The sequence below is a fragment of the Pseudonocardia xishanensis genome (assembly GCF_039541715.1).
In the GTDB taxonomy this organism is placed as follows: Bacteria; Actinomycetota; Actinomycetes; order Mycobacteriales; family Pseudonocardiaceae; genus Pseudonocardia; species Pseudonocardia xishanensis.
This window is the reverse complement of sequence record NZ_BAABGT010000100.1, coordinates 1-19,043: the sequence shown is the minus strand read 5'-3', so window position 1 is coordinate 19,043 and position 19,043 is coordinate 1. Positions and strand designations below refer to the sequence as shown.

Annotated in this window: 18 protein-coding genes; 8 read left to right on the top strand and 10 right to left on the bottom strand. The window is 72.2% G+C overall.

What is annotated here, in order from left to right:
- Window positions 1-22: 22 nt before the first annotated feature.
- The 4 genes from ABD993_RS30690 to ABD993_RS30675 all read right to left on the bottom strand — a co-directional run bounded on the left by ABD993_RS30690 (window position 23) and on the right by ABD993_RS30675 (window position 3,513).
- Window positions 23-955 (bottom strand): PfkB family carbohydrate kinase, encoded by a 933-nt coding sequence (locus ABD993_RS30690; protein ID WP_345426210.1) that lies wholly within the window; start codon window positions 953-955, stop codon window positions 23-25.
- Entirely contained in the window at window positions 952-1,986 is a 1,035-nt protein-coding gene (locus ABD993_RS30685; RefSeq protein WP_345426209.1) for a LacI family DNA-binding transcriptional regulator, read from the bottom strand. The genes ABD993_RS30690 and ABD993_RS30685 overlap by 4 nt, the downstream gene beginning before the upstream one ends.
- Before the next feature lie 30 nt (window positions 1,987-2,016).
- Window positions 2,017-2,799 carry a glutamine amidotransferase gene (locus ABD993_RS30680; protein WP_345426208.1) on the bottom strand — a complete coding sequence of 261 codons (783 nt, stop codon included), beginning with the start codon at window positions 2,797-2,799 and terminating at the stop codon, window positions 2,017-2,019.
- 72 nt (window positions 2,800-2,871) lie between these two features.
- Window positions 2,872-3,513, bottom strand: a complete 642-nt coding sequence (locus ABD993_RS30675; RefSeq protein WP_345426207.1) for an HAD family hydrolase — start codon at window positions 3,511-3,513, stop codon at window positions 2,872-2,874.
- Window positions 3,514-3,748: 235 nt separating this feature from the next.
- Here ABD993_RS30675 and ABD993_RS30670 point away from each other — a divergent pair, with 235 nt between their 5' ends.
- On the top strand, window positions 3,749-4,312 hold the full coding sequence (locus ABD993_RS30670; protein WP_345426206.1) for a zinc-binding dehydrogenase: 564 nt from the start codon (window positions 3,749-3,751) through the stop codon (window positions 4,310-4,312).
- 4 nt (window positions 4,313-4,316) lie between these two features.
- Here the strand turns inward: ABD993_RS30670 and ABD993_RS30665 are convergent, their stop codons facing one another.
- The 3 genes from ABD993_RS30665 to ABD993_RS30655 all read right to left on the bottom strand — a co-directional run bounded on the left by ABD993_RS30665 (window position 4,317) and on the right by ABD993_RS30655 (window position 7,901).
- Window positions 4,317-6,065, bottom strand: a complete 1,749-nt coding sequence (locus ABD993_RS30665) for a PHA/PHB synthase family protein (protein WP_345426204.1) — start codon at window positions 6,063-6,065, stop codon at window positions 4,317-4,319.
- A 40-nt stretch (window positions 6,066-6,105) separates the two neighbouring features.
- Window positions 6,106-7,341 (bottom strand): polyhydroxyalkanoate depolymerase, encoded by a 1,236-nt coding sequence (gene phaZ, locus ABD993_RS30660; protein ID WP_345426202.1) that lies wholly within the window; start codon window positions 7,339-7,341, stop codon window positions 6,106-6,108.
- 104 nt (window positions 7,342-7,445) lie between these two features.
- Entirely contained in the window at window positions 7,446-7,901 is a 456-nt protein-coding gene (locus ABD993_RS30655; protein ID WP_345426200.1) for a VOC family protein, read from the bottom strand.
- A gap of 94 nt (window positions 7,902-7,995) precedes the next feature.
- On the opposite strand from ABD993_RS30655, the gene ABD993_RS30650 reads away from it, so the two are divergent.
- The gene (locus ABD993_RS30650; protein WP_345426198.1) at window positions 7,996-8,976 is read left to right on the top strand and encodes a helix-turn-helix transcriptional regulator; all 981 of its coding nucleotides are present in this window, start codon (window positions 7,996-7,998) and stop codon (window positions 8,974-8,976) included.
- Between the two features lie 201 nt (window positions 8,977-9,177).
- A complete protein-coding gene (locus ABD993_RS30645; RefSeq protein WP_345426196.1) occupies window positions 9,178-10,002 on the top strand; it encodes an alpha/beta fold hydrolase in 825 nt (274 codons plus the stop codon).
- Between the two features lie 10 nt (window positions 10,003-10,012).
- Here the strand turns inward: ABD993_RS30645 and ABD993_RS30640 are convergent, their stop codons facing one another.
- Both ABD993_RS30640 and ABD993_RS30635 read right to left on the bottom strand, forming a co-directional pair.
- A complete protein-coding gene (locus ABD993_RS30640) occupies window positions 10,013-10,489 on the bottom strand; it encodes a hypothetical protein (protein WP_345426194.1) in 477 nt (158 codons plus the stop codon).
- Between the two features lie 239 nt (window positions 10,490-10,728).
- Window positions 10,729-11,733: an aldo/keto reductase gene (locus tag ABD993_RS30635; RefSeq protein WP_345426193.1), complete on the bottom strand. Its 1,005-nt coding sequence runs from the start codon at window positions 11,731-11,733 to the stop codon at window positions 10,729-10,731.
- 232 nt (window positions 11,734-11,965) lie between these two features.
- Here ABD993_RS30635 and ABD993_RS30630 point away from each other — a divergent pair, with 232 nt between their 5' ends.
- Both ABD993_RS30630 and ABD993_RS30625 read left to right on the top strand, forming a co-directional pair.
- Window positions 11,966-12,862 (top strand): alpha/beta fold hydrolase, encoded by an 897-nt coding sequence (locus ABD993_RS30630; protein ID WP_345426192.1) that lies wholly within the window; start codon window positions 11,966-11,968, stop codon window positions 12,860-12,862.
- A 303-nt stretch (window positions 12,863-13,165) separates the two neighbouring features.
- Window positions 13,166-13,795, top strand: coding sequence for an alpha/beta fold hydrolase (locus ABD993_RS30625; protein WP_345426191.1), 630 nt, complete (start codon window positions 13,166-13,168; stop codon window positions 13,793-13,795).
- A gap of 88 nt (window positions 13,796-13,883) precedes the next feature.
- On the opposite strand, the gene ABD993_RS30620 is transcribed toward ABD993_RS30625, so the two are convergent.
- On the bottom strand, window positions 13,884-15,287 hold the full coding sequence (locus tag ABD993_RS30620; RefSeq protein WP_345426189.1) for a DHA2 family efflux MFS transporter permease subunit: 1,404 nt from the start codon (window positions 15,285-15,287) through the stop codon (window positions 13,884-13,886).
- A 180-nt stretch (window positions 15,288-15,467) separates the two neighbouring features.
- Here ABD993_RS30620 and ABD993_RS30615 point away from each other — a divergent pair, with 180 nt between their 5' ends.
- The 3 genes from ABD993_RS30615 (at window position 15,468) to ABD993_RS30605 (ending at window position 18,989) form a co-directional block, all read left to right on the top strand.
- Window positions 15,468-16,355, top strand: a complete 888-nt coding sequence (locus tag ABD993_RS30615; protein WP_345426187.1) for an alpha/beta fold hydrolase — start codon at window positions 15,468-15,470, stop codon at window positions 16,353-16,355.
- A 157-nt stretch (window positions 16,356-16,512) separates the two neighbouring features.
- Window positions 16,513-17,289, top strand: a complete 777-nt coding sequence (locus tag ABD993_RS30610) for an IclR family transcriptional regulator (protein WP_345426185.1) — start codon at window positions 16,513-16,515, stop codon at window positions 17,287-17,289.
- 182 nt (window positions 17,290-17,471) lie between these two features.
- Window positions 17,472-18,989, top strand: a complete 1,518-nt coding sequence (locus ABD993_RS30605) for a sugar ABC transporter ATP-binding protein (RefSeq protein ID WP_345426183.1) — start codon at window positions 17,472-17,474, stop codon at window positions 18,987-18,989.
- Window positions 18,990-19,043: the final 54 nt, after the last annotated feature.

The following is a 19,043-nucleotide window of genomic DNA, read 5'->3' as shown; positions in this document are numbered from 1 at the left end:
GGGGAATCCTCGGCCGGGACCGTCAGCCCGGTGCCGTCGCGCGGTCGATCGCCGCGGCGCGCGGCATGCCGGCCCGCGCTCCGACCGTGCCGACGGACAACGAGGCCGCCGCGACACCGCGCGCCGCGGCCTCGGGCATCGAGGCGCCTGCGGCCAGCGCCGCCGCGAGCACCCCGTTGAAGGTGTCTCCCGCGCCCGTCGTGTCCCGAACATCCGCGGGCGGGGCGGGCAGGTGCATCGGCCCCTGGTCGGGGTCGACGAGCAGCACCCCCTCGCCGCCGAGCGTCACCACGACCGGAGCGCCGGTCCGGTCGGCCACCGCGGTCGCCATCTCCGCCGTCTCCGCACCGTTCGCACCCGCCTCGACCAGCGCGTACAGGTCCCCCAGCTCGGAACGGTTCGGCGTGACGACCGGACCGAGCCCCAGCAGGTCCACCACCCCGGCGGCCACCGGCGCCGGGTTGAGCACGCACGCCAGCCCGTGCGCCGCCGCCGTCTCCACCGCGGCGGCCACCGCCTCGGGCGAGATCTCGGTGCTGACCAGCACGCAGCCTGCCCAGTCCGCGGAGCGCGCCACGGCGGTACGCACCGCCGCCGGGTCCACGGCGGCGTTGGCCCCCGCCCCGACCGCGATCTGGTTCTCCCCCCGGCCGTCGACGACGATCAGCGCGACCCCGGTGGCGACGCCGTCGAGCACCGCCACGTCCGTGACGTCGATCCCCTCCGCCCGCAGCTCCGCCAGGGCACCGCTTCCGGTGTCGTCCGCGCCGACGGCACCGCAGTAGCGGACCTCGGCGCCTGCCCGGGCCGCGGCGACCGCCGCGTTGGCCCCCTTCCCGCCGCCGTGCCGCTCGACGCCGGGACCCACCACGGTCTCCCCCGGCCCCGGCAGCCGGTCGGCCTGCACCACGAGGTCGACGTTGACCGCGCCGACCACCACGACCCCGGGCGTCATGTCCGGGACCTCGGCGGGCACACCGAGTCCCGCACCTGGAGGGTGGCGGGCAGCTCGCCGATCGCGCCGGACTCGTCGTTCTCCAGCAGGTCGAACAGGGCCGACGCCGCCCGGAAGCCCATGTCGTGCGCGGGCTGGCGGACGGTGGTCAGCCGCGGCGTGAGCAGAGCGGAGACCGGGAGGTCGTCGAAACCGACGATGCTCACGTCCTCCGGGATCCGGAGCCCGGCCTCGCGGCAGTGCTCCATCGCCCCGATCGCCATCAGGTCGTTCATGCAGACCAACGCCGTCGGCCGCGGCTCGGCGGCGAGGGCCTGCGCCGCGAGCGCACGCCCGGACGCCTGCCGGTAGTCCCCGGGGAACACCGGTACCGAGTCCGGGTCGAGCCCGGCCCAGGCGAACGCCTCCCGGTACCCGGCCAGCCGCTGCTGGGCCGTCCACAGGCTGGGCGGCCCGCCGATGACGGCGACCCTCCGGTGCCCGTGCTCCATCACCAGCGACGCGGCCTCCCGGGCGCCCTTGCGCGCCGCGCACACCACGGCGGGCAGGTCCAGTCCCGGGATCTGCTCGTCGACCAGCACGACCGGCCCGGAGCGCGCCAGCTCGTAGATCGACGCCGGCATGGACCCGGTCCCGGACAGGTAGATCACACCGTCGATCCGCTGGCTGCGCAGGAGCTTCGCCTGCTTCTCCTCCGGCTCCTCGGACGCGTCCGGCACCACCAGGACCACCAGGACGTCCCGCTCGGAGGCCGCCCGCTGCACACCCTCGGTGACCATCGCGAAGAACTGGTTGGTCAGCTCCGGCACGATCATCCCGATGGTGGAGGCGCTGCGCCGCTTGAGGTTCCGCGCGGACTCGTTGGGCGAGTACTCCAGGACGCGCACCGCGTCGAGCACCCGGTTGCGCCGTTCCGGGGCGACCGGCCCGGAGTCGTTGAGCACGTAGCTCACCGTGCTCACCGACACCCGGGCGTGCTCCGCCACGTCCTTCATGGTCGGCCGCCTGCGCCTGCGGTCGGACTGCGTCACGTCACGTCGCCTTCGAGCTCTCAGGGGCTGTCACTGACCTCGGGGGCCGCCTGCGGCCCACGACAGTATCGACGTCCACAGTGCCGCATAGTGCGGCCACTCCACGAACTCCGGCGGGGCCCAGTGCGGAGCGAGGTCGGAGGTGAAGGCCACGCTGCGCCCCCGGCCGTAGTCCCCCACCACCAGCAGCGGGTCGTCGCCGGTCCGCGCGACCACCGTCGCGCCCGCCTTGGGGAAGGTCCGGTTGTAGCCCAGCAGCATCGGCCATTCGGCAGGCGTGCCGCCCAGCACGGGGTGCGCCGGGTCGCAGACGTCAACCTTGAGCCCGTCGGACATCTCCACGCGGTCGTCGGTCGGCATCAGGTCCACCGGCAGGACGCCCGCGAGCGGGCTCATCCCGTAGCGCGCCTTGCCGTCGATGCCGGTGAACGACAGGTACCCGCCGATCATCACCAACCCGCCGCCGCGACCCACGAAGTCCGCGACCAGGGAGAGCTTGTTGGGCGACTTCTCCGAGCGCAGGAAGGTCTCGTCCGGCAGCAGGAACGAGTTGGAGCCGATGTCGGAGATGACGACGACGTCGAACGAGTCGAGCGCCTCCGCCGACTTCGGGAACGACGAGGAGATCTCGTGCCCGCGCACGTAGGTCACCTCGTGGCCCGCCGCTCGCACGCAGTCCAGGAAGACGCCTGCGCCCTCCTCGTACTCGGTGGAGTGGAACTGGTCGAAGCCCTTCATGTGGATCGTGTGCTTGATCCAGGACTCGCCAGCGACCAGGACGCGCAGCGGGGGGGAGCTCAGGTTGTCGGGCACGTGCCCTCCTCTCGTTCTACGAAGACTATAAACGATTCTTGTTTCCGGCTGATGTCGTCCGAGACCTCGATCTCACGCCTGGGTGGCCGAGGCCGCCAGCAGGTCGCGGCCGAGCGCGTACGCCTCCCGGATGTCCGTCCCCTCGTACCGGGCGGCGGCGAGCTCGACGATGGCCGGGCTGGCGTTCACCGCGACCGTGTGGCGCAGTCGGGCGAACAACGCGAGGTCCGACCGGGAGTCCCCGTACGCGACGCAGTCCTCCCACGCGATGCCGTGCCGGGCCAGCACCGCGTCGGTGATCTCGACCTTGGCCGCGGCCGAGAGGGTGGCACCGGGGCGCAGGGGCCGACCGAGCTCCAGGTCCGTGCCGTAGGTCCCGTGCGCGCCCCAGCCCTCGAGTCTGCGCACGAAGAACAGCGGGGACTGCGACACCACGATCGCGATCTCCCCCCGCGCCCGGATGTCGGCGAAGGTGTCGGCGATGCCCGCCATCCAGGGCGCGCCGGCGAAGGCGGCGTCCACCTCCTCCGCGGAGGCGTCGCCGCATACGTCGAGCAGGGTCTGCCAGAACTCGTCGTCGGTGATGTCGCCCGCCATCCAGCGGGCTTCGATCGCATGGCCGGCCGCGGCGTCGCCGAAGTGCCGGGTGAGCTCGAGCGTGGCGGCACCGCGCAGGAGGGTGCCGTCCATGTCGAAGACGTGCAGGCGGGGCAAGACGAGGAGTCCGTTCTCGGGGCGGTCGGGCGGGAGTCTCGGGGTCCGCTCGGCGCCGAGACCCGGATGCTCGCCCGGAGGAAACGTTTCTAGTGGCGCACGGCACTCCGGTGTCCGCCGCTCAGCCACACGGTACGACCCTAGCCACGCGCGAGCACGCCAGGCAAGGAATCGAACGTTTCCATCGTGTTGAGCACGCGCCCGGCTGCGGACCGTCGGACTCACCGCCCGGTCCGTGCAGGGCCCACTTGCGGGTCAGCTCGGCACGGCTCGTCCCGAGCTCCGGTGTCACGCCGACACGGGGGTCGGGACCGACCGGCAGATCTCCTCGGCCCGTTCCGGGGCGAGCCGGCGTTGGAGCGTGTCGATCGCGGCCACCGCCTCGTCGAGCGCGGCGCACCCGGGCGACGTCCGCGGGGGTCGGCGAGAAACCCGGGTTCCGCGCGCGCTGCCGGGCCATCGCGCCGGTGCTGAGGCTGTCCCACACCCAGCGGACGTCGGCGCCCCACGGTGTCCGCGTGCCGGCAGCCGGAGACCGGCGGGAACGAGCGCCCTCCCCACCCTGCCGGCCCACCCCGACGGCGCGGACGCGCGCCGGGCCGCCGACCTGGGCGTCCGGTCCGAGCGGCTGCTCGTCGAATCCGACCAGGCGGGCATGCGCGCCATCGCCGAGCTCGCGGGCTCGGACAGGTTCCGCGCCCACATCGACGCGACCTTCCCGCTCGCCGAGGCCGCGAAGGCCCACGCCCTCGGCGGGACCGGCCGCACCAGGGACAGGATCCTCCTGCTGGTGCGCTGACCCGTCAGGCGGACGGCGGGACGCGGTCCAGCACGTACGAGCCGGGCGCGGGCTCCAGGGGCGGATGGTCGGCGTCCCCGGGCGCGGTGGGGGCGGGCCGTTCGGCGCCCGACCGCTCCACGATCCAGTCCGCCCACGGCTCCCACCACGTCCCCGTGCGCCGCTCGGCGGTGTCTCGCCAGTGCTCGGGGCCGTTCGCGGGGTCGCCCCCGATGAAGTAGCTCGCCTTCGGGTTGCCGGGCGGGTTGACCAGGCTGGCGATGTGGCCCGCGTTGCTCAGCACGTAGGTGCTCGGCCCGCTGACCAGCTCGGTCGTCCGGTAGCAGCCGGTCCAGGGCGTGAGGTGGTCGTTCAGCGCCCCGACGACGAACACCGGCGCGGTGATCTTGCCGAGATCGATCGACGTCCCGAGCACCTCGACCCGCCCCTCGGCGAGGGTGTTGGACCGGAAGATGTCGAGGAACTGGGAGTGCAGCGCCGCGGGAAGGTTCGTGCCGTCTGCGTTCCAGGCCAGGATGTCGAAGACCGGGGGCCGCTCGCCCATCAGCCAGTTGTTGACGACGTAGTTGAAGACCAGGTCGTCCGGCCGCATCCAGCTGAACATCGTGGAGAGCGAGCGCGCGGTGATCACCCCCTCGCGCTTCGAGCTCGCCCGCGCCATCTCCAGGGCCTGCCGGGCGGAGAAGGCGCCGATCGGCGCCCGGACACCGAAGTCCAGCAGCGTGACGCCGTAGGACGCCGAGTGGATGAGGTGGTCACCCTTCGCGGCGAGGTGCCCCAGCACGGTCGACTGGAGGATGCCGCCCGCGCAGAAGCCGAGGGTGTTCACGTCCTCGACGCCCGCCACGTCCTTCACGACCCGACAGCCGCTGAGGATCCGCCCCGCGTAGGTGTCCATGTCCCACTCCGCCTGCGCGGCGGTGGGGTTGCGCCAGCTGAGCATGTAGACGCGCAGACCGCGGCTCACCGCGTACTCCACGAAGCTGCGCCCGGGCCGCAGGTCCAGGAAGTAGAACCGGCCGATGGGCGGCGGGATGACCAGCAGCGGCCGTTCCCGCACGGCCGGGGTGCTCGGCCGGTACTCGATGATCTCGGCCACCTCGTCGCGGTGGATGACGTGACCGGGTGAGAGGGCCAGGTCCTCGCCGACCGTGTAGGCGGTGCGGTCGGTCTGCGAGGGCAGCCCGCCGTTGTGCCGGACGTCGTGCGCGAACTGGCGGGCGCCCCGCACGAGGCTCCCCCCGGCGGTGTCGAAGGCGCGCTTCAGCGCCGCGGGGTTCGTCGGCAGCTGGTTCGTCGGTGACAACGCGCTGGTCAGGGCCGTCACCGCGAACCGGGCCCGCTCGACGTCGTGCCAGTCCGCCGAGCTCTTCTCGTACTCGTCGACCAGCCGGCCCAGCTCGCTGCCCAGGGCGAGGTAGCTCTGGCTCAGCCGACGGAAGACGGGGTTCTGCGACCACGCCGGGTCGGCGAAGCGCTTGTCCTTCGGGTGGGGGGTGTGCTCGTCCGTCCCGCGGACGATCGAGGCCAGGTCCCGGACGAGCCGCCCGGCCCCCCGCGTGACGGGCCCGGGCTGGGCGAAGGCGGTCGCGGCCCCCTTGAGCAGGCCGACGGCGGACGGGATGCCGACGGCCTCACCGCCCTCGACCACACCGAGCGCATCGGTCTCGTCCGCGGTGACCTGCTCGGACCCCGCCGCGGGACGTGCGGCCGAGGGCTTCTCGCCTGCACGTCCGGGCACCACCGTGGTCATGTCGCTCCTCCACTTCGCCTGACGCGCGGACCGGGACGGGTCAGGAGGCGGTGCGGACCACCGACCTCGCCGCGACGAAATCCCGGAACACCGGATAGATCTCGGACTCCCATCGGCGGCCCGCGAAGACCCCGTAGTGCCCCGCACCCTGCTGCAGATGGTGGCGGTGGTCCGCCTCGTCGATCCCGGTGCAGAGCCCGTGGGCCGCCTCGGTCTGCCCGGGCGAGCACATGTCGTCCTCGGCTCCCTCGACGGTGAGCAGTGCGGTCCTGCCGATCACGGACGGATCGACCCGCTGCCCGCGCCAGCGGAACTCCCCGCGCGGGAGGTCGTGCTCCATGAAGACGTGCTGCAGCGTCTCCAGGTAGAACTCCGCGGGCACGTCCATGACCGCGCCGTACTCGTCGTAGAAGTCCTTGATGCGGTCGGCGGTCACCGCGTCCCCGGCGACGAGCGCGCGGTAGCGCCCGACGTGGGAACCCACGTGCCTGCGGGGGTTCATCGACATGAACGCGGTCAGCTGGGCCAGGCCGGGGTAGACGCGCCGCCCCGCTCCGGGGTACCGACGGGGCACCCGCGAGACGAGGAACCGCTCGTAGAAGGACAGCGGTCGGCGGTCCGCCATCGCGTTGATCCTGTTCGGGTTCACCCGTGTGTCGATCGGGCCCGCCATCAGCGTGACGCTGCGGGGCTGCGCGGGGTCGTCCGCGGCCGCGAGCACGGCGACGGCCGCGAGCACCAGGGGCGCGGGCTGGCACACCGCCATGGCGTGGTGGTCCGGACCGAGGTGGCGCATGGCGGCCAGCACGTGGTCGACGTACTCGTCCAGCCCGAAGCGGCCCTCCTCGACCGGGATGTCCCGGGCATTGTGCCAGTCCAGGACGTAGACGTCGTGATCGGTGAGCAGCGTACGGACGGTCGGGCGCAGCAGCGTGGCGAAGTGCCCCGAGATCGGCCCCACCAGCAGCACCGGCGTCCGCCCGGTCACCCCGGGCGTGGCGAAGTGCAGCAGCGTGGCGAAGGGCGTGGCCAGCACCGGACGGATGTCGACCGGGACGGCCTCACCGCCGACGGTGACCGACTCGATCCCCCAGTCGGGGCGGACGTGGGTGGGTCGGGCACCGGCGACGATCTCGCTGACCGCCCTGAGCCTGCGGGTCCCGGCCAGCTCCGCGACGGGCGCGGGCAGTCCGGACAGGGTGCGGTGCAGGATCTCCGACGAGATCCGGGCGGGCTCCGTCAGCCGTCGGTGCCACTCGTATGCGGGGTAGAGCATCGGCCCGACCTCCGTTCGGTGTGGCGTGCGTCTCGATCACGGTAGCCGACGGTGGTGACGTGGACCACTTCTGGGTGACGCCGCCGCGGCATCCGTGTGGCGGGTCAGCGGGGGGCGACGCCGACGGACCAGGTGACCCCGAAGCCGTCGGTCAGCATGCCGAAGCCGGGGCTCCACGCCGACGCCGCCAGCGGCTCCACGATCGATGCACCCACCGACAGCTTGTCCCAGTAGGCCTGCACCTCCGCCGTGGTCTCGCCCTGCACCGAGACGAAGAACGGCGACGTGGTGATCGTCGTGCCGTTCTCACGGTGGGTCCTGCCGCCCGCATCGGCGGAACCACCGGTCTCTCCAGGGATGTCGTAGGCCATCACGTGGAAGCCGTCGACGGACAGCACCTGACCGAACACGACACCGTCGGCACCGGGAAGGTCCTTCGGCATACCGAAGTCGACGTAGGTGTGGACGGTCAGCTCGCCGCCGAAGACCGTCCGATAGAACTCCAGCGCCGCCCGGGCGTCGCCGCGGAAGTTCAGGTGCGGAGTGGTCGAGAGGCTCATGTCGTGGCTCCTTGGATCGGGTTCCCGCTGGCAGGAACCACTCTCCCAGCCGTATAGGACAGTTCTGGTCCTCGACTCGACCTAATCTGACGGTATGCCGAGCCCCACCTCTCGCCTGCTCACCCTGCTCTCGCTCCTGCAGACCCGCCGCGACTGGCCGGGCACGCTGCTGGCGGAGCGGCTGGGCATCAGCCACCGCACGGTGCGCCGCGACGTCGACCGGCTGCGCGAGCTGGGATACAGCATCCAGGCCACGATGGGCCCGGACGGCGGCTACCGCCTGGACGCGGGCAGCGAGCTGCCGCCACTGCTGTTCGACGACGACCAGGTCGTCGCCCTCACCGTCGCCCTGCAGGCCGCCACCCTCACCGGAGCAGGCATCGAGGAGGCGGCACTGCGCGCCCTGACCACGGTCCGCCAGGTCATGCCGACCCGCCTCCGCCACCGCCTCGACGCACTGCAGTTCTCGACGATCCCCCGCCCCGGAGCCGCACCACCGACCTCCGTGGCACCGGAGGTGCTGATCGCCCTGTCCGGTGTGGTGCGTGCCCGCGAGGTCCTGCGGTTCGACTACGCCGCCCGACGCCCGGACGCCGTCGACCGTCGGCGACGGGTCGAGCCGCACCACCTCGTCACCACCGGCGGCCGCTGGTACCTCCTCGCCTGGGACCTCGACCACGACGACTGGCGGATCTTCCGCGCCGACCGCGTCACCCCCCACACCCCGACGGGCCCCCGCTTCACCCCTCGCGAGATCCCGGGTGGTGACGCCCGCGAGTACGTCTCGGCGCGGTTCACGGGATCCGTCCGGAACGACAGCCTGCCCTGCACGGGCACGGTGATCCTGCACCTGCCCGTCTCGGCGGTGTTGCCGTTCGCGGGCGACGGCACCGCCGAGGACGCAGGCCCCGACCGCTGCCGCTACACCGCCGGGTCCTGGTCCTGGATCGCGCTGGCCGCCTCGCTCAACCGCTTCGACACCACCATCGACGTCATCGACCCTCCGCACCTGCGCGAGGCCTTCGCCGAGCTCGCCACCCGCAACGCCGCCACCGCCGCCTCCGCCGCCCACTGACGCGGATCGGGCCGTCCGGCGCCGAGCCTGCGTTCGGACGTCACGCACGTCGAACTGCGCACCTCACGGGTGAGCGCGTCCGGTCACCCGCAGACCCGCCACATCGGGCGGCCGGGCGACGATGAGTTCCGCCTTCCCCGCGCGTCTGCACTACGAGTCTGCACTACTGAGAGCCCGCGAACCAGCCGAGGAGAAGCCACCATGACCACCACCGCTGCCGGCCGGTACGTCGACGTCAACGGCATCGGTCTCTACGTCGAGACCCACGGCTCCGGACGACCGCTGGTCCTGCTGCACGGCGGGCTCATGTCCGGCGAGATGTTCGCGCCGATCCTGCCCGCGCTGACCGAGACCCGGCAGGTCATCACCGTCGACCTGCAAGGACACGGCCGCACCGCCGACATCGACCGCCCCCTCTCGCCTGCCACGATGGCCGCCGACGTCGCCGCGCTCATCGAGCACCTCGGGCTCGACCGACCGGACCTCGTCGGCTACTCCCTCGGCGGCGGCGTCGCCCTGCACGTCGCCGCACAGCACCCGGCCCTGATCGGACGCCTGGTACTCACCTCGGTCTACATCCGCTCCGACGCGCTCGACCCCGCGATCGCGGCCCAGCAGTCCCAGGTCAACGGCGCCGCGGCCGAGTTCATGATCGGGACGCCGCCGCACGAGCTCTACCAGCGGGTCGCCCCGCGCCCGGAGGACTTCCCCCGTCTCCTGGACAAGCTGGGCGGCTGGATGGCCGACGAGTTCGACTACACCGACGAGATCCGAGGCCTCCGGATGCCGACGCTGATCATGGCCGCGGACGCGGACATGGCACCGGTCCGCCACTTCGCCGACGTGTTCGCCCTCCTCGACGGCGGGCTGCGCGACGGCGGCTGGGACGGCAGCGGACGGCCGGACGGTGGACACGCACTGGCGATCCTGCCCGGCCGCACGCACTACGACATCACGGACTCCCCACTGTTCGCCGCATCCGTGCTCGACTTCCTCACCGAAACGCACCCAGCGGAGGTGTCGTGAGCCGGCTCCTTCAATGCAGCATGATCTTCAGCCCGATGACGATCCCGCCGAGCGCCGCGCTGCACAGACCCCATCCCACGGCCCCGAACCGTGACGCCCCGGCCCGCCGGGCCGCCGCATGCCCGAAACCGCCGAGCATGACGGTGCTGAGACCGAGCGCGCTGAACACCGCCAGGGCGAGCCGCCCGGTGAGCAGAGCGAGGACCACGAGGACCACCAGCGGGGTCAGCCCCGCCTCGACGACCGGGAACCCGCGGCGCAGCGCCGCCAGCACCTGCCGACGCCGACCGGCCGTGTGAACGGCGGCGGCGAGAATCTCCGCGTACCGCTCGGCGGCCCAGTAGACCGCGACGGTCACCACCACGGTGACGACGACCTCGCCGAGGTCCGCGTGCGCGCTGCCGACCGCGATCCCGGCGGCGCCGATGACCGTGCCGTAGATGCACTGGGCGAGGTCGTGCTCGGTCCGCCACCGGTGACGGCTCAAGACGGTCCGTCGTACCATCCCCCGGACCCGACCCGGCGCCGCCGTGGGCTCGGATCGGGCCGCGTCACGTCCCCCGAGTTGCGCCATCGCCCGACTCTCGTCCACCGCGCCTCGCGGACCGTCACCTCTCACGGGTGAGTCGGGCGACGGCCGCTCGTCCCACGCTGTCGGGAGGCCGCTCTGCGCGCCGGCGACATCCGGCTGGGTCAGCCTTTCGTCTCTCACCCGGGCTCGGGGCGTCATCCACCCAGGGCGTCGGCCCGCCCCCGCCCGATGTCGACGGCGTCCAGGACCGCCCGTGCGGCCTCGTCCAGCCCGATCGCCGCGGCACCACAGGCGAGCTGCAGGTGCTCAGCGGAGGTCGCACCGACGACGACGGTCGTCACGGCCGGTCGACCGAGCAGCCACACGATCGCCGCCTGGGACGCGGGCAGGCCGATGGACGCCGCGGCGGCCTCGAAGCGTCCGGCGGCCTCGATCTCGTCGTCGGAGAAGCCGCTCCCGCCCCACCGGGCGTGCCCGGCCCAGCGTCGTTCGGCTGCCGCGCGGCCTGCGAGAAGTCCCATGCCCAGCGGGCTGTACGCCGCCAGCCCCATCCTCGCCCGTTGCAGCACGGGGACGAGATCGTGCTCGACGGAGCGGTCCGCGAGGTTGTAGTGCGGTTGATGGACGACCGGCGCGTGCGCCCCGAGGGCTGCCGCGGTCGCCACCACCTCGGCGGTCTGCTCCCCGGTGTAGTTGGAGACGCCCCAGCACCCGATGTCACCGCGATCGACGAGGTCGCTGAACACCGACACGGTCTCCTCGAGCGGTGTCCGCGGGTCCGGCAGGTGGGCGTAGTAGAGGTCGATCCGCTCGCGGCCCAGGCGGCGGCGACTGAGGGCCAGCTGCTCCTCGACGTGCTCGCGTGTCAGCAGACCCCGCCACTCGCTCGCGGGGCGGCCTTCCCCGAGCGGCTCCCCGACCTTGCTCGCCACCACGACCTCGTCGCCCGCTCCGCGCAGGGCGCGGCCCAGGAGCTCCTCCGACGAGGCCCGGTCCTGCCAGCGCGGGACGCCGGGCCAGGCGTACCCCGGCTGGTTCCCGTAGGAGTTGGCGGTGTCGAAGTAGGTCACGCCGAGGTCGCGCGCCAGCCCCACGAGGGCTGCCACCTCCGCCTCCCGTGGTGAGAGCCCGAATGTGGCGGTCCCGAGCGCGACGCGGGACACCTCGACCTGCGAAGCGCCCACGGTGGCGTACTCCACGACTGGTCCCTCCCTGGTCCACGGACGGACGACACACCGCACGACGCCACCCCGCGGCGCGTCCGCCTCCCCAGGTTCCGCCCCTCGGGCGGCCGCCGCCCAGACCCCCGTTCCGCCCAGCGAACCGGAGGCGCGGAGTTCCCCGCGCGTTCCCCTGAGCGGACCGGCGCGCGTCCCCCGGGCCGGGCCGTCTTCCTACGCTCGCCTGACGAGCCCCCGAGGAGGAGCACACATGAGTTCGCCATCGCCCTTCGTCACCAGCGACGGCCTGACCGACCAGTCGGCCAGCCGGTCGGTGGTGGTCGACGGCACGCCGATGCACTACCACGACATCGGCGAGGGCGAGCCGATCCTGTTCCTGCACAGCTACGGTCCGGGGTCGAACGCCTGGATCACGTGGCACAAGGTCGTCCCGTACTTCGCCGCGCGCTACCGCTGCATCCTCATGGACCTGGTGAACTACGGGGAGAGCGGGCCACGCGTCTTCTCCGAGCAGATCCACGGGCTGCACGCCCGGCAGGCCAAGGGGCTGCTCGACGCGATCGGGATCGACCACGTCGACGTCGTCGGCAACTCCCAGGGTGGTCAGACGGCGTTCGCCTTCGCCTACACCTATCCCGAGCGGACGAGGAGGCTCGTGTGGGGCGCGGGTCACGTCGGCACCAACCGCGGCTACCGCAACGAGTACCTGATGGCGATCGAGCCCGAGGAGGGCCTGCGCGCCACCCTCGAGGTGATCGAGGACCCGAGCACGAGGAACTTCGAGCGCTACCTCACGGTGCACATCGACGACCCGGCCCTGGTGACCCCGGAGCTCGTCGAGTACGTGCGGAGCACCTACCTGGCACGCCCGGACATTCTGGAAGCGTCCGGCAGGAGCTTCTCGACGCCGCACGACCACGCCCCCGAGATGGCCGAGCTCGAGGCCGAGACCCTGATCATCTGGGGCCGCAACGACCGGATGTGCACGTTCGAGATCGGGATCAACGCGCTCAACCTGACACGCAACTCGCGCCTCGTCGTCCTGCGCGACACCGGGCACTGGGTCCCGTTCGAGAAGCCGGCCGAGTACGCCGCGCACGTGCTGTCGTTCCTCGACGGCTACCCGCAGAAGCCGACCGCCTGCTGACCCCACGACCGAGTCCGTCACCCCTGTGAGCACGAGGAGTCCGATGACTGCGATGACGACCACCGGCGCCGAGGAGCTCGGCGCACCCCCCGGCAGGCTCGTACCCGCCGGCGACTACGAGCTGTTCGTCTCCGAGGTCGGCGAGGGCGGTCGCCCCACCGTCTTCCTGCACGGCGGCGGCCCCGGCTGCACGTCGTGGACCGATTTCGGGGTCGCCGTCCCCTACTTCGACGACCGCCGGTGCGTGCTGGTCGACCTGCTGAACTTCGGCTACTCGAGCGCTGCGGAGTACCCGGCTGACAAGTGGCGTTCCACGCGAAGCACGTCGCCGCCGCGCTGGAGAACCTCGGGATCGAGAACGCGGACTTCGTCTGCAACTCGCAGGGCGGTTCGGTGGCGCTCGTGCTGGCGGCGAACTACTCGCACCTCGTACGCAAGGTCGTGCTGAGCGGCAGCGAGCCGCTCTTCCGCGGGCGCGGAGCGCTCACCCCCGAGCTCGGCGACCTCATCGCGCAGCTGGTCACCGACTTCACCGAGGGTGAGGGCCCGACCCGGGAGAAGATCCGCCAGATCATGATCAAGCTGGAGTACTGGGACCCGGCCGCGGTGAACGAGACGACGCTCGACCTGCGGTGGCACTACCTGCAGCAGCCCGGCCCGGCGTCGACCTGGGCGAGCGGCAGCGTCCGGGCGGGCGATCCCGAGGACCTCGAGACGCTCCTCGCCGAGGTCAAGCGCCGCGTGCTCGTGCTGTGGGGTCGCTACGACGTCTTCGCCACGCCGGCCTACGCGTTGTCCATCGCGGACGCCGTCCCCTACGGCGACGTCTTCCTCATGGACCAGGGCGGCCACCACATGGAGGAGGAGCGCCCGCAGGACTTCGCCGCCATCGTGAAGACCTGGCTCGACCTCCCGGCCGACACCAACCGGTAGTCCGACGCCCGGCAGCCCGACACCGTCCCGCCTGCACCGCTCCCCGGTGCAGGCGGGACGTGTGCGTTCGAACGACCCGGCCGGTGCCTCAGCCCGTCGGGGATCTCATGGTGTCGGCGGCCTCGGAGTCGAGAATGCGAGCGGCGGCGAGCGCCCCGAGGAACGCGAACACCGCGGTGGCGAGGTAGGCCAGGCGGAAGCCGCCGCTCGCGAGCGACGTCATGAGGATCGTCGCGGCGGCGACCCCGATCGCGGTGGCGACCTGCCGGTTGACGTTGAGAATGGTGGACGCCGACCCCATGTGCTCCGGACCGACCTGGGCGAACATCGATGCCTGCAAGGCGACCATCGCGCTGCCGTTGGTGAGACCGGCGAGGAACATCAGCCCGCACAGCACCCACACCGGGGTCGAGCCCCCGAACAGCGCCAGGCAGAGGCAGACCGCGCCCAACAGGCCGAGACCGACGACGGACATCAGCCGCGGACCGAACACGTGATAGCGCCGTCCCACCGTCTGGGACGAGATGACCACCCCGACGGGGACCAGCGACATCACCAGGCCGGCCTGCAACGGGGAGGAGCCTGCCCTCTCCTGGAGGAAGATCGGCGTGATGAACAGGATCCCGCCGAGGAAGGTGGCCGTCTGGAACGCGGTGGAGATGTTGGTCTGCCGGAACAGCCGGCCGCTGAGCAGCCGCAGGTCGAGCAGCGGCGCGCTGCTCCGCAGCTGCACCACCACCGAGACGGCCAGGGCCGCAGGACCGAGGACGGCGAGCACGAGGACGGCGGGTGAGGCCCAGCCCCACTCGGGTCCCTGCGTGAGGGTCAGCAGCACCGCCGCGAGCCCGACCCCGGCGAGCAGGTAGCCCCGCAGCTCGAAGCGACCCGGGCGGCCCGGCGGGTCGCGCGGCAGACCGAGGGCGATCAGCGCCATCGTGGCCAGGCCGACGGGGATGTTGACCAGGAACGCCCAACGCCACGAGAGGTGCTCGACCAGGAACCCGCCCAGCGGCGGGGCGAGGGCGGGCCCGACCGCGATGGGCAGCAGCAGCGTGCGGACGAGCCGCGCGCGCTGCTCGGGCGGGTAGATGCGGTACAGCATCGAGGTCGCGACCGTCATGACCAGCCCGCCCGCGGCGCCCTGGACGCTGCGCAGGCCGATGAGCTCGGGCAGGTTCTGGGCGACCCCGCACAGCCCGCTCGCCACGGTGAACGCCCCGAGGGAGGCCTGGAACACCCGCCGGTCGCCGAACCGCGTCGCGAGCCACCCCGACGCCGGCATGGCGATCGCCAGCGCCAGCACGTAGGCGAGGACGGTCCACTGCACCGCGGAGAGCCGACTGTCCAGTTCGACCGTCAGCGTCGGCAACATGATGTTGACGACGTGCGTGTCCAGCGCGGCCATGAGCAGGCTGGCCACGTAGGCGACGGCGACCGCCGCCCGGGCGGAGACCCGGCGTCGCCGGAGAGCGTCGATGGTCCTGGCGATCACCACCCCCGTAGATTTCGGACCTCGTCCGAGGGGGTCAACGCGCACGGTTCGCTCACCGGAACCGGCGATCCGGACAGCGGTGCGGACCGCTGAGCGGACCGGCCCGGCGGACGCGAAGGGCCCGAGTCCCTAGCGTCACGCCCGCGGCACACCGCCCGCCCGGCCCCGAGGAGCGCCCTCATGACGACCACGACGATCGCCGAGTCCCTGGGTGCGCCCGCCGGACGACTGGTCGCCGCCGGCGGGCACAAGCTGCACGTGGCCGAGATCGGCGAGGGCGGTCGCCCCACCGTCTTCCTGCACGGCGGCGGCCCGGGGTGCACCTCGTGGACCGACTACTGGCCGACCATCCCGTACTTCGCGGCCGACCGGCGCTGCGTCCTGGTCGACATGCTCAACTACGGCTACTCCGACGCGGTGCCGTCGATGGCGAAGAGCTGGACCTTCCAGGGCGACCATGTCGCGCTGGCACTGCAGGAGCTCGGCATCGGGTCGGCGGACTTCGTCTGCAACTCCGTCGGGGGCTCCGCCGCGCTCGCGCTCGCGGCGCGACACCCGGAGCTCGTGCGGCGGCTCGTGCTCACCGGCAGTGAGCCGATGCACCGCGGCGCGGGCCCGCTCACCCCGGAACTCGGTGCGCTGACCCGCGAGCTCGTCGGCTGCTTCACCCGGGGCGAGGGGCCCACCAAGGAGAAGATCCGCGAGATCATGATCAGACTGGAGTACTGGGACCCGGCCGCCGTCGACGAGAACAACCTCGAGCTGCGCTGGCACTACATGCAGCAGCCCGGCCCGCAGTCCACGTGGGGTAAGGCCGCGAACATGATGAGCGGCACACCCGAGGACCTCGAGGAGCTGATGCGGATCGTGCAGGCGCCGGTCCTCGTCTTCTGGGGGCGGCACGACGTGTTCGCCACCCACCAGTACGCGAAGTCCATCGCGGACACCGTGCCGCACGGCGACTTCTACCTGATGGACAGGGCCGGCCACCACATGGAGGAGGAGCGGCCCCGGGACTTCGCCGCACTGGTGACGGCGTGGCTGGACATGCCCGTCGACGGGGAGTGACGAGGCCGTGACTCGCCCCTCCTGACGAAACCTGCGGACCCGAGCGGGTCACGTCGATGACATCTGTACAGGTGAAACTCAGACCGGAGGTGATCACGGGCTGTGACTCCCCATCGCACGGCCCGCCGACATGACTTCGATCGCCGAGGCGCGTGCCTTGTCCGAACCGCAGCCCGCGGGAGGGTTCGACGAGCCTCCGCGCGCCGGCGCGGAGACCGTGGTGGACAAGGTCCGCACGGTCGTCGAGACGATCGCCCGCCACGGTCCGCTCGGGCTCTCGGCCCTCGCGCGCGAGGCCGGGATGTCGAAGACCACGGTGCACCGGCTGTCGGGCGAGCTGCTCGCCTGGGGGGTGATCGAACGGATCGAGGGCCGGTTCGTCCTCGGCCGACGGATGGCCGAGCTGGGCCAGCTCGTGACGCCACGGGAGTCGCTCCGGGAGGTCGGTCATCCCTTCGCCGTCGAGCTGTTCGCCCAGTTCCGGCTGCCGGTGACCGTGTCCGTGCGCCAGGGTCTCGACGTCCGCTGCGTGGCCAAGATCTCCGGCACGGTCGACGAGGCGACGGGCTGGATGGGCGTCGGCACCCGCGCGCCCCTGCACTGCACGGCGGCGGGCAAGGCCATCCTCGCGTTCAGCCCGCCCGAGCTGTTCCGCGCCGTCGTGGCACGCCCCATGCGCGGGGTGACGCCGTTCAGCACCGTCGCGCCCACCAAGCTCGCGTTGCAACTGCGCGACGTGCGCCGCGCCGGCTACTCCGTGGTGCGTCGCGAGGTCCACGTCGGCGCGAGCTCCATCGGGGTGCCGGTGATCGACCGGCACGGGACGGTCGTCGGCGCGTTCGCGATGCCGCTCCCGGCCCGCCCCGAGCAGGCCGTCGAGCTGCAGCGCAGCATCAAGCAACAGGCGGCACGGCTGGCGGCCCAGCTCCCCTGAGCCGCGGTCGGGCGGAAACACCACGGACACGCTGTTTCCGGCAGGCAAACCCTCACGTCGGAGGTCCGGCCACCGGAACACGACCGGCGAGCGGTCCGGCGGGCCGACTCAGGATGTCCCCCTGGGGCGGGTCCTCCACGTCGACGGACATGCCCCGGCCGCCGATCGAGAGGGGACACGAGATGACCGACAGCACGGCGCCTTTCATCCGGCTCAGCGGGATCTCCAAGTCCTTCCCCGGCGTGCGCGCGCTCGACGACGTGTCACTCGACATCCGCGCAGGCGAGGTGCACTCGCTCACCGGTGAGAACGGGTCGGGGAAGTCGACGCTGGCGAAGATCGTGAACGGCACCCACCAGCCCGACGCGGGCACGGTCGAGATCGACGGCGTGCCCACGGTGATCACGAAGCCCTCCAAGGCTCTCGAGCTGGGCATCGTGTCGATCAGCCAGGAGCTGACCCTGGCGCCGTCGTTGTCGGTGGCGGAGAACATCTTCATCGGGCGCATGCCGCGGACCCGCTGGGGGACCGTCGACTGGGACCGCTGCGTGCGGGAGGCCCAGGCCGTCCTCGACGACCTGCGCGTGCACGTGAACCCGCGCACGGCGGTGCGCGACCTCAGCCTCGAGCTGCAGCAGGAGATCGAGATCGCGCGCGCGATCTCCAGCAACGCCCGCCTGTTCATCCTCGACGAGGCCACGAGCTCGCTCTCCGAGGCCGCGACCGACCGGCTGCTGGAGATCGTCGAGGAGCAGCGCGACCGCGGCGTCGGGGTGCTCATGATCTCGCACCGCATGCCGGAGCTGTACCGCTCCTGCTCGGTGGCGTCGGTGCTGCGTGACGGCAGGCTGATGGGGACCGTGCCGCTGCCGGAGACTCCGGAGGACGCCCTGGTGCGCCTCATGGTCGGCCGCGACCTCGACGACTACTTCGGCACCCGCGACGTCACCCCGGACGCCGTCGCGCTCAAGGTCACCGACCTGCACACCCTGGACGGCGCGCTCCTCCCCACCTCGTTCGAGGTACGCCGCGGGGAGATCCTCGGCGTGGCGGGCCTCGTGGGGTCGGGCAAGGCCGAGCTCGGGATGGCCCTGGGCGGCGCGATCCCGTCCGCGGGCTCCATCGAGGTCGGGGGCCGGAACGTCGCCATCACCAACCCGCGGCAGGCCGTCGACAACGGGGTCGGCTACGTCCCCGACGACCGGAAGGGGCAGGCGATCCTGCCGAACCGCAGCGTGGCCGAGAACTTCGCGCTCGCGTGGCGGGGCACGTTGTCCAAGCTCGGCGTGCTGCGGGTCCACCGGGAGACCAAGCTCGTGCGGGACGGCATGAAGCGCTACGGCGTCGTCGCCGCCAACGAGAACGTCAGGATCTCCACGCTGTCCGGCGGCAACCAGCAGAAGGTCGTGCTGGGTCGGACGTTCGCGCGGGGCTGCACCGTCCTGGTCCTCAGCGAGCCGACCCGTGGAATCGACGTCGGGTCGAAGAGCCAGGTGTACGCGCTGCTGCAGAAGCAGGTCGGCGAGGGGGCCGCCGTCGTCCTGATCTCCTCCGAGCTCCCCGAGATCCTCGGCCTCGCCGACCGCGTCATCGTATTCCACCGCGGCAGCGTCCACGCCGAGTTCGCCGCCGAGGGCCTCGACGAGGAGACCGTCGCCGCAGTCGCCGTGTCCGGGCGCTCGCAGCCCGCCGCCGCCTAGAGCGTGTCTCCCAAACATCGGCGGCGTGTAGCTCCATGATCGGTGCATGGTCAG